This is a genomic window from Sorangium sp. So ce119 (genome assembly GCF_051524405.1).
Lineage (GTDB): Bacteria > Myxococcota_A > Polyangia > Polyangiales > Polyangiaceae > Sorangium > Sorangium cellulosum_G.
This window is the reverse complement of sequence record NZ_CP150310.1, coordinates 1838079-1851939: the sequence shown is the minus strand read 5'-3', so window position 1 is coordinate 1851939 and position 13861 is coordinate 1838079. Positions and strand designations below refer to the sequence as shown.

9 protein-coding genes are annotated in these 13861 nt (G+C 70.8%); 5 read left to right on the top strand and 4 right to left on the bottom strand.

Annotated elements, in window-relative coordinates; genetic code table 11:
- Positions 1-4: 4 nt before the first annotated feature.
- The 3 genes from WME76_RS07345 to WME76_RS07335 all read right to left on the bottom strand — a co-directional run bounded on the left by WME76_RS07345 (position 5) and on the right by WME76_RS07335 (position 3958).
- Positions 5-760, bottom strand: coding sequence for a LytR/AlgR family response regulator transcription factor (locus WME76_RS07345; protein ID WP_437959468.1), 756 nt, complete (start codon positions 758-760; stop codon positions 5-7).
- A complete protein-coding gene (locus WME76_RS07340) occupies positions 757-1821 on the bottom strand; it encodes a sensor histidine kinase (protein WP_437959467.1) in 1065 nt (354 codons plus the stop codon). Before WME76_RS07340 ends, WME76_RS07345 begins: the two co-directional genes overlap by 4 nt.
- 943 nt (positions 1822-2764) lie before the next feature.
- Positions 2765-3958: a LuxR C-terminal-related transcriptional regulator gene (locus WME76_RS07335; protein ID WP_437959466.1), complete on the bottom strand. Its 1194-nt coding sequence runs from the start codon at positions 3956-3958 to the stop codon at positions 2765-2767.
- 814 nt (positions 3959-4772) lie between these two features.
- Here WME76_RS07335 and WME76_RS07330 point away from each other — a divergent pair.
- A complete protein-coding gene (locus WME76_RS07330; protein WP_437959465.1) occupies positions 4773-4967 on the top strand; it encodes a hypothetical protein in 195 nt (64 codons plus the stop codon).
- A gap of 338 nt (positions 4968-5305) precedes the next feature.
- The gene (locus WME76_RS07325) at positions 5306-6817 is read left to right on the top strand and encodes a serine/threonine-protein kinase (protein WP_437959464.1); all 1512 of its coding nucleotides are present in this window, start codon (positions 5306-5308) and stop codon (positions 6815-6817) included.
- A 10-nt stretch (positions 6818-6827) separates the two neighbouring features.
- On the opposite strand, the gene WME76_RS07320 is transcribed toward WME76_RS07325, so the two are convergent.
- Complete coding sequence (locus tag WME76_RS07320) at positions 6828-7772, bottom strand: PEGA domain-containing protein (RefSeq protein ID WP_437959463.1); 945 nt, start codon at positions 7770-7772, stop codon at positions 6828-6830.
- A 283-nt stretch (positions 7773-8055) separates the two neighbouring features.
- On the opposite strand from WME76_RS07320, the gene WME76_RS07315 reads away from it, so the two are divergent.
- From WME76_RS07315 to WME76_RS07305, 3 genes are read left to right on the top strand one after another with little or no spacing between them, the layout of a single operon-like run.
- Entirely contained in the window at positions 8056-10893 is a 2838-nt protein-coding gene (locus WME76_RS07315; protein WP_437959462.1) for a hypothetical protein, read from the top strand.
- A gap of 44 nt (positions 10894-10937) precedes the next feature.
- Complete coding sequence (locus WME76_RS07310) at positions 10938-12059, top strand: multiheme c-type cytochrome (protein ID WP_437959461.1); 1122 nt, start codon at positions 10938-10940, stop codon at positions 12057-12059.
- Positions 12060-12114: 55 nt separating this feature from the next.
- Positions 12115-13695 (top strand): WD40/YVTN/BNR-like repeat-containing protein, encoded by a 1581-nt coding sequence (locus WME76_RS07305; RefSeq protein ID WP_437959460.1) that lies wholly within the window; start codon positions 12115-12117, stop codon positions 13693-13695.
- Positions 13696-13861 lie beyond the last annotated feature (166 nt).

The window sequence follows — 13861 nt, the reverse complement described above, 5'->3', positions numbered from 1 at the left end:
GAGCTCAGCCTGGCTGACGAATGCCCACGGTGTTCTCCAGCAGCTGCTGCCGGACCTCCCGCGCCCGATCGCGCGACACGGGGACGCGGAGCGTGGGGCCGACTTCGACGATCAGCTCTCCCGCGAGCCGGCTCAACCCCTGCGCGTGCGCGGGGGCGATGAGCCAGTTGCGGTGCACGCGTAGAACGCGGCTGCCCAGGGCGGCCCCGAGCGCGTTGAGGGAGAGGTCCATCGAGAATACACCATCGACGTGGTGGACGTAGGTGAGGCGATCCACTGTCTGAAACGCCAGCATGCCATCGAGGTCCAGGAAGACCAGGCTGTTGCTCTTCCGTGCGACCAGACGCCGCCGCGCGGCGCCCTGGGTCGGCGGCCGGCGCCGCTCGAGCAGCCGTGCCGCGCACGTGGTGATGCGATCGAGCGTGAACGGCTTCAGGAGATAGTCGACGACGCCCAGCTCGAACCCGTCGAGCGCATACTGCGCCGAGGCGGTGGCGAGCACCACCGCCGGGGGGCTCGCCAGGCCGGCGAGCGACCGGGCGAAGTCGAGCCCCGAGCGATCCCCGGGCCGATCGACGAGGCGGACGTCGACGAACGCGACCTCGATGCCGAGCTCAGGGCGCGCGAGCACCTCTCGGGCATCCTCGACGCTCGTCACCGCGGCGATGTCCCCGAAGCTTCCAGTGTCGCGCAGCAGCTCTACCAGGAAGTTGCGAGCGGGCCATTCGTCATCGATGATCAGAGCGGACAGGGGCTTCATGCGGTCCTCTTTGGCAACACGATCTCGACGCGTGTCCGGCCGGGCTTCGCGTCGACCCGCAGCGAAGCGTGGGCGGATTCGAGGGCGATGCGGCGCCGCACCAGGTCTAGCCCCCGGCCCCCGGGGCGGGCGGAGCCCGGGTCGAAGCCTGGTCCGTCATCCTCGACGATGCAGCGTAAGCGGTCCGCGTCGTGGGCGATCCGCAGGGCGACACGGCCGCGGTCCGGCCGACGGAGCGCGCCGTGATGAACCGCGTTCTCCAGCAGCGGCTGCAGCAGCAATGCCGGAAGGACGCAGTCCTCCGCCGAGCGGTCCACGTCCCACTCGAACGCGAGCCGCCCGACGTGCCGGGACTCCAGGATCCGAGCGAAGCCCCGGAGCCAGCTCACTTCCTCGCGCACCGTGTGACGGTGGCGTCGCGGCTCCTGCATGGCGTCTCGCAGCAGGTCCCCGAGCGTCGCGATGAGGTTGCGGGCTTCGCGCGGCTCTTCGGTCACGAGGCCTGCGATCGTGTTGAGGGTGTTCAGCACGAAATGAGGTTCGAGCGCGGCGCGGATGCGCGCGAGCTCGGCCTCCTGGCGGAGCGCGTGTCGCTCCTGCTCCAGCCTTCGCTCGGCGCCGATCCGGCGCGGCAGCTCGACGAGCAGGGCCCAGAAGCCGAACAGCGCGTCACCGTCGAAGAACCCGACGACGGCGGTGGCCCCAAACGTCTGCCGCGGGCCTTCGGCGAAGGACTCGGGCAGCGCCATGACGAGCAGGAGGACGGCGAGGTGGGTCAGCGAGCTGGCGATGCCGGCCGTGAGCGCGAGGGCAAGCAGCTGCCGCCAGACCGGCATGCGCTGCGTGTCGAGCCTGTGCGCCACCACCGTGAGCGCGCCGAGAACCGCCGACACCCACGCCGCGATCCCCAGTGCTTCCCGGGCGTCGAACTTGCTGGTGCTGACCCAGTCGAGCAGCCAGAGCACGGCCGTCGTGATCAGCACGGCCTTGCCGAGGTGGGCCTTCCCGTGGCTGGTGGGTTCGTGCGCCGCCGCCGTGACGCCAGCAGTCTGGGCTAGCATCGTCCGGGTTCGGCCATGGGTTCCTGGGGAAAAGACATCACGGGAACGTGGCGTCCGCAACGTCATCGCCGCGCGCCGACCCGGCGGAGGGCCACCGCGACGAGCACCCGCCGAGGGTGGCGCCGGCGAGCGCGGCGAGGGTGAGGCGGAGGCGACGAACGCGCACGATACCAGGGTACACGGCATCGCGCGGCCGAGCGGGACGCTGGCGCCCGCCCGCGCCCATGAGCCCGGGGGTGCATTCCGGGGCCCAATGCCCACATCGAACCACCCGTGAACGACCCGGGCCGCCACCTCATCCCCAAGGGCGACATCGCGGCTCAGGGTGCTGGCGAGCGAGGCGACCACGGCCACCCGAGGCGACGGATCGGTCACGGCGAGCTCCCCAGGACAGGAGAGAGAGAGAGAGCAAGGTGGAGAGGCGAGAGGTGGGGAGCAGCGTTCGAGCCTGCTCGCTTGGGCTCGACTGCTTCCAGGTCGCTCATTTGCATGGCGGCCCCGCCTGGTACGCCGCGGCGCGGAGGCAGTTCGGATCTCCCGATTTCGCATCGAAGACGACCACGCCGGCATCACCAGCCGCCTCGCATCGACGCCGCCCCAGGCAGTCGGCGCCGACCCAGATGGTTTGAACGACAGCTCCCATCTCTCGCCTCCCCGCCTCCCCGCCTCCCTGTGAATCTCTCCTTCTTCCTCTCCGCCCAACTCTCAGTCGATTGGTCAACCGAAGCCGCCGGATCAGGTCACGGCCCCGGCGCCCGCGAGGATGGCCAGCGGAATGCCAGCGGCGAGCGCGCGGCCCTTGATACGAGCCGGCATCTCGAGATCGATAGCCACGATCTTGACCTGCATACCCCTCTCCTATCGATTGCAGGTCGGAGCCTATCGGCCACCCGGGGCCGCCTCCATGGTCATTTTTTCGCGCCGAGGCAGCTTCCGCGCAACGCTAGGGCAGGCGCGCAGCGGCGAGCGCGCGGCGCGAGGGAGCACCGCATTTGTGCAGGACGGCTGCGACCTGGTTCGCCACGGTGCGGATCGAGCGCTCGCGCAGGCGCGCGATCTCGGCGTTCGTCAACCCCCGGCGCAACAGCTCGAGCACGTCGCGCTCCGCGGGCGTCAAGGTCGCGACAGGGGCGTCCGACGAACGCACCCCAAACATGGCCACCGCGACCTCGACGAGCGCGTGTCGCGACCGAAGACCGACCTTCGCCGCAGCGCTGGCCAGCGCGGTCGACACCGAGCTCGGCGGCAGCCCGAGAGCGTAGGTGATGCCCTTGCCCGTGAAGCCTCGCGCCGCCAGACGCAACACGTCGATCTCCCGCGCCGAGAAGCGCGCGTGCGACTCTGCGACGGCGGCGTTGCGGATCAGCAGGTAATGACGTTTTCCATCGGTATCATCGCGCGGGACGACGCTGTAGCGCCCCTCGATGAGGGCTTGCCAGTCGTCGAGGGCGGCGGGGTCCTTGCGGCGGCCGCGCAGCCTCGCGCGCTCGAGCGTGATCACGCGTTCGGTGAGGCGCTCGCGCTGGGCGCTCTCGATGCTCGCGTCGTCGAGGTCGAGGAACCGACCGGAGGGCGAGAGCACGGCGGCGATCGCGAGATCGGGGCGATAACGGAGGCGCAAGGAGCTGTCGAGGTGCCCGGCGACGCGGAGCAAGACGCGCTGCTCGGCGCGGGAGAGGGTGAGGTCGTGATCGACCGGGACGAAGAGCAGGACGGGCAGCCCGGGTCGGGGATAGGCAAAGAGCGCGAGGCCGTCGCGACCGCCCCAGGGATCGCGGGACGCGCAGAAGCAGGCCTTGCCCTCCTCCGTGAGCGTCGCCGCGACCTCGCTGTGCGTGACCACCGGCCGGCCGGGATAGTACGCGGCCCGGAAGACCTCGCGGTTGGCCATGGCGATCTTCGAGCGATCCGAGATCGCCATCAGCGACGGCTCGGACACGGCGGAGAACATGAACGCGGGGTTCTCGTAATCGTCCTCGTGGGCCACCACGCCCATGCACAGCCCCCGCGGTGCCTCCACGACGCCCCCGATCGCGACGAGCAGATCGCCAGCCCACCGGGTTGTATCGGGCTCCGGCTGGTAGAGCGCCTCCAGTACCGAGATGAAATCCGTACCTGCCCGAACGATGGACGGCATGGTCCCCTCACACGTGGAGCGATGGCCTTTGCGGGGCCAGGCATCCTAGGAACGTGGCGTCCGCAAGGTCAACCTGCTGGTGCCCGCACCTCGGCGAAGCGCCTTACCGACGTGCGCAGAGCCAGGCTGTGGGAGTGAAGGCGGCCCCTTCGACGCGTGGATACATCATTGACATAACGTCGCTTTCCAGGCGGGCCGGATCGCATGGAAGGGTATCCTGTCAACCCAGAGCAGGTCCCGCAGCGGGTGCTTGACGCCGCCGAAATCCCGCCAGGATCCACAGCCCGGGCGAGTACGACGCCCTCAAGGCTTGAGCGGCCGCCGCGCTGAAGCATCCCTCAACTTCTTCGGAAAATTGAACAGGGAGGCGGGGAGACGGGGAGGAAAATCTTCAAACACTCCCTGTCTCCCCGCCTCCCTGTTCAATTTTCTGCTGAAAAGGACTGCGATAAGGGGATTCCTTATGTCGCCAAGGTGAGCGCCGAAGGTTCTGCCGGAGCGGCAGTTTTTCTCAATTGGGCGTCTACGCAGGGAGCGTAGGAGATGCTCGGGTATCCGTGATAGGGTCGGCTCGTGATGGCATCGGTCATCGGGGGGAGCCGTGGCGACGGGCGCGGGCATCGGCGCGGGCCGTCCGCGAGCTGGGTCCTCGCGGCGGCGCTCGTGACGGTCGCGTGCGATGGGAGGATCACGCGAGGGACCGAAGAAGACGAGGATGGTCCGGCACCGAGCGCCGGCGCGGACGAGGGCGGGGACACGGCCTTCTTGCTGACTGTTCATCGCGGGCAGCGCCTACGGCGCCGAGGAGAACCCGATGCTCGTCCGCCTCACCGCCGACGGCACGCCGGGCGAACCGGAGGTCTTCAACGCGCCCGGACGCTTCTTCGCCGTCTGCACGGGAGGAGAGCGCTCCGTCTACCTCGCCGGCCAGCTCGACGGTCCCGATGACTTCGGCTTCGGACCTGTCGGCGGGCAGCGCGAAGTCGTCGTGGTGCGGTTGGTCAGATAGCTGTTGACAGAACATTCTTCCACGCGATCCGACTCTCATGAAAAACGACGCTCTATCTACAATCACTCCATGCATCCGACGGACCGCCTCCACGGCACAGCCCGCCGAGCGGCGGCTGCCCCCCCGCGAAGCACCGGCGCCGGCTGCCGGCGAATGTAAGGAAACAGGAGCACTGGTACGACAAAGCGGATTGTCTCCGCCGTGTTTCTTGTCGCTAGGCTCTTGCTTGGTTTCCCCGCACACTCGTACAGTCACCGAACATAGTAAACCTTGCGAGTAGCGTGAATCCTGCGCCGAATGCCTTATCCAGCGCCCCGGCCGAGCTCGGTCCCGGGTCCGTGCTGGGTCGTTACGAGCTGCTGCTGCCGATCGCAGCAGGCGGCATGGCCATGGTGTGGGCGGCGCGGCTGAAGGGGACGCGCGGCTTCCAGAAGATCGTCGCCGTCAAGACGATGCTGCCGCAGCTCTCCGAGGACGACCAGTTCGAGCGCATGTTCCTCCTGGAGGCGTCGCTCGCGTCCCAGATCCGCCACCCGCACGCCGTCGAGATCCTCGATCTCGGCGAGCAGGACGGCGTGCTGTTCCTGGCGATGGAGTGGATCGACGGCGTTCCGCTCAGCCAGGTGATGAAGACCTCGAAGCGGCAGAACGGCATCCCGATCCCGATCGCCGTGCGCATCGTGGTGCAGGCCTGCGCCGGCCTGCACGCCGCGCACGAGCTCAAGGACGCGAGCGGCAAGCTCGTCGGCCTGGTGCACCGCGACATCTCCCCGCAGAACATCCTGGTCACGTACGACGGCATGGCCAAGGTGGTGGACTTCGGCGTCGCCAAGGCCACCGCGTTCAACGACAGCACGACGCGGGCCGGCCAGCTCAAGGGCAAGGTGAGCTACACGGCGCCGGAGGCGGTGCGCGGCGACGCGATCGACCGGCGCGTCGACGTGTTCGCGATGGGCATCTTGCTCTACGTGCTCACCACCGGCGTCCACCCGTTCCGCAGAGAATCCGAGGGCGCGACGCTGTTCGCCATCTCGTCGCCGGACCCGGTGGTGGCGCCGCACACGTTCCAGCCCGGCTACCCGCCGTTGCTCGAGGCCGTGCTGCTGCGCGCGCTCGAAAAAGAGCGCGACCAGCGCTACGACACGGCCAAAGACCTGATGCGCGCGCTCGACAGGGCGCTGCCGCCCAGCCAGCGAGCCACCGACGAGGACGTCGCGAATTTCATCCGCGAGCTGTTCGAGGACCAGCAGCAGCGAACGCGCGCGGCCCTCACCGAAGCGCTGGAGCGCGCCGACCGCAGTCCGGTGAGCGGCAACCTCGGCATCTCCGACGTGACCGGCACGAGTCACTCGACGGTGAGCGCCTTCCACACCGTCGACGTCCGCCGCGCGGCCTCGGGTGAGACCGCGACGAGCACGCCCGACATCGAGATCCCTCCGTTCGCGCGCTCCAGCAGCCGCGTGCTCCCCGCCGTCGTGATCGCCGGTCTCGTCGCCGCCGGCGTGCTCGCCTTCCTTCAGCTCCGAAGCGCCGACGCACCAGCCGCTCTTCCTTCCCTCACCACGCCCGCCGCCCCGGCGCCGGCGCTCCCCAGCACGGAGGCGTCAGCGCCCGCGCCCCCCGAGGCGCAGACGCCCCCTGCGGCCGAGGCGGACGCCGACGGCGTGCCCCCGGTCGCGCCGTCGGCCTCCGCCTCGGCCAGCGCAGCGCCGGCGACGGCTCCGCGCCCGGTGTCACATCCGAGCGGGGCGCCCCGCCGTCAGAACAAGCCCGCCGAGCAAGCCAAGCCGCCGAGCCCGGCGCCAACCCCCGCGCCGCCCAGGTCGTGGAAGCAGGATCCGGGGTTCTAGCTCGACCCGCTCAGAACGCTCCCGAGAGGCTCGCGCCCATCTCGGAGCCGCCCACGATGGGCACGAGCTCGAGCGAGATCTTCTCGGGCTCTTTCGGCTTCTTCCTCTGAAGGAGCAAGATCGCGGTCGCCGTGCCGACCGCGGCGACGCCGACGCCGAGCGCCACCTGCGCGCCGTAGTGATAGAACTTGAGGTCGTCGTAGCGCGACTCCATGGAGGCCGGGCACGACTTGCCGCCCGGACCGCAGGCGTCTTCCAGATCCTTGAGCGCTCCCTGGCGGAGCACGAACAGCACCCCGGAGCCGATCAGGCTCGCGGCGCCGACGCCCCCGATGACGTACGGCACCACCTTGGACGGCGGCTTCTCCGGCGAGGCGCCCGCCTGGATCAGCAACTCTTGCGGCAACGCTTCGAGCGTCACCTCGACGCGCGTCACCCCGCCCTCCTTCAGCTCCACCGTCTCTTGAAACAGCCTGTGATTGGGAGCCTTGGCGGTGAGCGCGTGAGGCCCGGGATCGAGCGGCACCTCGACGCCGATGGACGTACCGCCGAGGGCGACGCCGTCGAGCTCCATGGCCGCAGAGCCCGCCCCTTTGCCGCGCACGATGACGAGCTTCGGGATCCGGGAGCGCAGCCGGCCGATCGCCTGCTCGACCTCGGCACGGAAATCGGACCCGACGGCGTCGGCCTCGGCGAGCGCCAGCTCGTAGCCGCCGAGCGCGGCCACGAGCCGCCCCAGATTCTCCTCGCACACGGCGATGTGGAAGCGGACCTGCGGGGTCATCCGCACCTGGCCGACCTCGCGGAACCGCTGCAGGGCCGCGGCCCAGTTACCCGCCTGCTCGAGCTCGGTCGCCTGCTGGAACTGCGCGCGAGCTCGCTTGAGCTCGTCGGCGTCCTGCGCGAGCGCGGGCGCCTCCAGCAACAGCAGCAGCACCGCTGCGACAGGGAACATTCGTGGAAAATTCCTCACCGCTGCGGCGCGGAACATTCGTAGAAAATTCCTCACCGCTGCGACAGGGAACATTCGTAGAAAATTCCTCATGCGACGCTCACCATCGTGAGTTTACCATAGTGACTTGCCTTCTCCGCCGCTGTCAACGCGGCGTTCGCGGCGCGCGACGCCGCGCCGCGTCGTCGGAGGTGCGAGCGTGCCGGCAGAGCTCCGCGCGCGGATCCTGACGCTGGCTCGATTTATGGCCGCGAAATCCGCCGGAGAATGGTACTTTTGTCGTTGGATGTCGACCCCGACCCTTCTACGTTGCTTCGCGCTGCTCCGCGCGTTCTCGGCCGCCGCGCTGACGGCGGGGATCTCCGCCGTTTCGTGCAGCGTGCCGGACTTCGAGTTCGCGCGTCCCGGCCTGCCGGCGCACTGTACCGACGACGTGCAGTCCGACGGCGAGACGGGCCTGAACTGCGGCGGCGAGTGCGATCCATGCCCGCTCGGCTCCGCCTGCGCCGCGAGCCGCGACTGCGCCGAGGGCGAGTGCATCGACGGGCTTTGCCAGGAAGCGGGTTGCATGAACGGCGCCCGCGACGGCTCGGAGTCGGACGTCGATTGCGGCGGCAGCTGCGACAAGAAGTGCGCGACCGACGAGACCTGCAACGAGGCCAGCGACTGCGAGAGCCTCGTGTGCCGAGAGGGCCTGTGCGTCGGGGCGACCTGCACCGACGGCGTGACCAACGGCGCCGAGAGCGACGTGGACTGCGGCGCCGAGTGCGAGCTCTGCGAGGACGGCGAGACGTGCCGCTCGAGCAGGGACTGCCTGAGCGACGATTGCATCGGCGAGGTGTGCGGCCCCACCTGCCCGGATGGCTACGCCAACTGCGATCGTCTGGTCGAGGGTGAGTGCGAGGTGAACGTGCGCGCCGACGCGGACAACTGCGGCGGCTGCGGCCAGAAGTGCGCGCTGCCGCACGCGACGGCCGACTGCCAGGGCGGCGCCTGCAGGGTCAAGGCGTGCGAAGCGCCTTACGCCGACTGCGACGGTGATCCCGAGAACGGCTGCGAGGTGAACACCTCGACCGACTCGAGCCACTGCGGCGGGTGCGACGAGCTGTGCCCGGCCGCGAACGGCGACGCGTACTGCGAGCAGTCGGAGTGCAAGGTCGAGTGCGACGAGGGCTTCACCGACTGCAACGGCGACATCGACGACGGCTGCGAGAGGGCGACCACCCGCGACGTGTTGCACTGCGGCGGGTGCGGCATGGCGTGCACGCCCACGGAGGGCGGCAGGCCCTGGTGCCGCAACGGCGTGTGCGGCGAGACGGTTTGCCCGGCCGGCAGGGGCGACTGCAACGGCGACCCCGAGGACGGCTGCGAGGTGGACCTGGCCGCCGATCCGGAGAACTGCGGCACGTGCGGCGGCCTGTGCACGGTCGCCAACGGCACCGGCAAATGCACGGCCACCGGCTGCGCCATCGACAGCTGCGCGCCGGGCTTCGCCGACTGCGGCGGCGGCTACGCCGACGGGTGCGAGACCAGCACGGACACGAGCCTCAGCCACTGCGGCGGCTGCGGCGAGGCCTGCACCATCGCCGGCGGCACCCCCAAGTGCGAGGCCGGCGAATGCCAGGTGAGGACCTGCAACAGCGGGATGGGCGACTGCGACGGCAATCCGGACAACGGCTGCGAGACGAACATCAACGTCAACCAGACCCACTGCGGCGCCTGCGCGGCCGCCGGCGGCGTCGACTGCAACACCATCTACGCGAACGCCACCGCGACCTGCCAGGCCGGCACCTGCACCTTCGCCGGATGCAGGGCGGACTACGCCAACTGCAACAGCTCGCTGACCGACGGCTGCGAGGCCAACATCAGGACCGACGAGGGGCACTGCGGCAACTGCAGCACCCAGTGCAACACCCTCCACACCACCAGCAACCAGTGCCTCGACGGCACCTGCAACCCGGTGTGCACGAGCACGCAGTACGACGACTGCGGGGTACCGAAGAACGGCTGCAACATCGACCTGTGGAACGACGAGAGCAACTGCCTCGGCTGCAACCTCGTGTGCCAGAGCGGGTCCAGCGCCCACGTCGTCAGCAACAACTGCAGCGCGTCGGGCTGCAGCCCCGTGTGCAGCGGCCTGTGGCGCGACTGCGACGGCAACGCGATGAACGGCTGCGAGAAGGACACCTCCAGCGACATCAACGCGTGCGGCGCTTGCAACACCCGGTGCCTCCTGGCGCACGCGAGCGCCACCGCCTGCACGGCCGGCACCTGCGTGCCCACCTGCGACCCGGGCTGGAAGGCTTGCGGCGCCCCCAGCGCCGGCTGCACAACCCAGCTCGGCACCGCCAGCAACTGCGGCGACTGCGGCCACGTGTGCTCGGGGACGAGGTCCATCTGCTCGAACGGCAACTGCGTCGTCACGCCGGACATCGTCGTCGTCAACTCGGGCACGACCGGCACCTTGAGCACCATCGGGGACTCGGCGCCCCTCATCAACGTGAACCACGCCCTGCAGACGCCGCGGGACCACGATCGCATGGTCCTTGTCGGGGTCGTCGCCTCCGAGAACTCGCTCGTGCCGGTGAGCGTCACCTACGACGGCACGCCGATGACGCTCTTCAACACGCAGCGGGTGCCGGGCGAGAGCAACGCCGCGGCGCACATCTATTACCTCCTGGACAGCCAGCTTCCGGCCGCCGCCGGCAACCAGCCCGTGGTGGTGCAGATGGCGAACTCGAACACCTGGGGCGTGTACTTCGCCAACGTGGTGGAGCTGAAGGGCGTGCACCAGGCGAACCCGTTCGCGAGCACCACCACGACCGGCATCCACACCAGCGCGACGGACTGCGGCGCCACGGCGATCCGAGGGGTCAGCACCAACTTCAGCGCGAGCGGGTCGTTCGTGTACACGGTGATGGCGGCGCGCAACGCCAACGCCAGCCCCACCATCAGCCCCGGCGCGGCGACCTCCCTCATGAACCGGCGCCTGACCGAGCCGGCGACCATGGTCGCGCTGGCCGGCTACCTCGTGGCCAACTCCAACACAACCATCTCCTGGACGATGGGCGGCTGCTGGAGCACCGCCGGCGTCGGCGTCGCCGTACGGCGCGCCGGCCTCTGAGCACCTCGAGGCGCCGCGCTCGATGTACGCGGCGCAGAGGTCGCGTGCGGGGCGCCTGGGTGCTCGTGGGTCTGCTGCTCGGGTCCGGGGGCGCGTGCGCCGCCGCACCGGATCGCGCCGGCGCCCCACCCGCCCCGCAGGCCGCGGCCGCGCCCGGCGCAGCGCAGCCGCCGCGGCCGGCGCTGCCCACGCCGGCGCGGGGCCGCCTCGACGCGGCCGTGGCCGCGAACCGCGCCTGCGAGGGCTGCCACGACGAGGTGGCGCGGGAGTGGCGCGCCTCGCTGCACCGCAGCGCCGACACCGAGCCGGCCTACCGCCGGGCGTTCGCGATCGAGCCCATGCCCTTCTGCCGCGGCTGCCACGCGCCCGAGGCCGTGCCGGTGGAGCCCGAGACCGAGGCCGTGGGCGCCCTCGGCGTCGGCTGCGTGACCTGCCACGTCACCGCCGCCTCGTCCGCCGACGCCTCGGCCGGCGTGCTCGCCGCGCCCTGGACCCGGCCCGGGCCGCCGCCCGCCGCGCCGCACCCCGTCGTGCGCGACGCCCGCTTCGCCGGCGCGGCCGCCTGCGCCTCCTGCCACGAGTTCTCCTTCCCCACCGCGCGCGGCAGCCGCAGGCCCGAGCACCTCATGCAGTCGACCCTCACCGAGCACCGGCGCTCGCCGGCCGCGGACCGGCCCTGCGCCGACTGCCACATGCCCGCGGGCGCGGCGGGCCGGCGCAGCCACGCCTTCGTGGGATCGCGCGACCCGGCCTTCGTCCGCAGCGCGGTCTCGGTGTCGGCCCGGCGCACCTCGGCCACGGCGGTGGAGATCACCCTCGCGCCCGCGAACGCGGGGCACGCGTTCCCGACCGGGGACCTCTTCCGGCGCCTGGAGATCAGCGCCGAGGCGCTGGGGCCCGACGACATGGTGCTGGGGCAGGCGGACCGATTCCTCGCGCGCCACTTCGCGATCAGGCCGGGCCAGGTCGGGCGGCACCTCGCCGCCGACGACCGCGTGCACGCCGCGCCGGTGACGGTGGCGCTCGAGGTGGGGCCCGCCGGAGAGGGCCGGGAGATCGCCTGGCGGGTCGCGTACCAGCGGGTCGCGCACCCGGGGGGCGTCGGCGAGCGCGACGCCCTCGTGGAGGGCGAGATCACGGTGGCGTCCGGGAGGCTCGCGCCGTGAGCGTGGCGGCTTGCGGGCGAGCGACGAGGAAACGAGCGGAGGAGGCCGAATAGCGATGCGCGGAAGATCGATGGGAGCGGGCGTGCTGTGGATGATCCTCGCGGGCTGCGGCTCCGCGCCGCCGCCGGATCCGGCGGGCCCTGGCGCGGGCGCGCCCCCGTCCGGCGACGCGCCGGCGGCGGCCGGCGACACCGCCCAGGGGGCGCAGCCCGCGCCCGGGGCCTCCGCGCAGGCGGCGCCGGCCTCGCCGTTCATCCCGGTGGCCCGCGCGCCCTTCGACGAGGTGCGCCTCTTGCCCATCGAGGGCGCGATGCTCCTCGCCGGCGGCGTCAGCATCAACGACGAGGCCGACGCCTGGTGGGGCTACCCGCTCGGCGTGCTGCTGCCGGACGGCACGATCGAGGTCCAGAAGTCGCTGCGGCTGCCGTCCGGCCTACGCCAGGTGGCCGGCGTGGTGGGGCGCTGGCCCGACTCCCTCGACGTCATCGCGACCGGGGATACGGGGCGGACCGGCATCGCCGAGCTCTGGACCCTGGGGCCGCGGGGCTGGCAGCAGCGCCACGAGAAGCACGGGAACTCGTTCGTGGGGCTGGCGAAGATGGGGGCCTCGGTGGTCGCGCTGCAGGCCCCGGTGATGGCGCCGTTCTTCGATTCGCAGTTCGTGGCCGTGCGGGGGCCGAAGCCCGGGCTGAAGCTCACCCCCTCGGTGAAGAAGGAGTGCTTGATCGAAGGCTGGGACCACCCCATCCAGCGCACGGCGGTGCTCCCGGTCGCGGTGGGCTCGACCGGCGACGGCAAGGTCCTCAGCTACGGGCGGAGCTGCGCGGGCGACCCGTCGCTGGAGCTATGGCAGCCCGGCGCGACGACCTCGACGATCCTCGGGCTCGATCGCGCGAAGCGCGAGGACCACCAGAGCGCCTCGCCGCAGGTCCTCGCGGGCGCGGCGAACGACGCCTGGATCTTCGACGGGTTCGTATCGCGCTTCGACGGCGCGACATGGAAGGAGGTCGAGGGGCCGAAGCCCGAGGCAGGCGTCGCCGACGCCGCCGTCGCCGGCGACGGGACGCTCTGGGTGCTGAGCGACGGCGCTGTGTTCGCGCGCCGCGGGGAGACGTGGGAGCGCACGCCCCTGCCCGAGGGCGTCAAGGCCCACGACCTGGCGACCGCGAGCGACGGCACCCTGTGGATCGCGGCCGGCGGGGCGCTCCTGCGCCACGGCAAGCCCGGCGAGCGCTCCGGCGCGCCCGGCGGCGCGACCGTGCCGCTCGACAAGGGGCCCGGAGCGGAGCCGAAGTCCCCGCAGCGTCGCCTCGTCAAGCCGGGTGGTCCGGCCTGCCCGCGCAACCTGGTCGTGCTCTACACCTTCAGCAAGGTCACCCCCGACGACTACGACTTCCCGCTCACCCGCAAGGCCCTCAAGGGGCACACCGAGTTCGCGAGCGCGCGCTTCGCGGTGACCCGCGACGGCGGCCAGAGGTTCTTCGCCGCGCTCGTGCCGAGCTTCGACATGGGCCAGAAGCTCTCCGCGCTCATCCGCAAGGAGGTGCAGGGCTCGAGCCCCAACGTCGTCTGCGCCGACCCGGAGGTCCTGCGCGAGCTGAAGCTCGATCTGAAATCGGGCGAGGTGGTGAAGTAGCCCTGAGGGATCCCCTTATTTAGCAGCCCTTTTCAGCGGGGAGCGGGTCAGAAGTCTTGCCAGGGATCTGCCTCGCGAGAGGAGAGATTCAACGCAAAGGCGCAAAGGCGCAAAGGCGCAAAAATGCATGAATTTATTCTTGATCTTGCGTCTTTGCGTCTTTGCG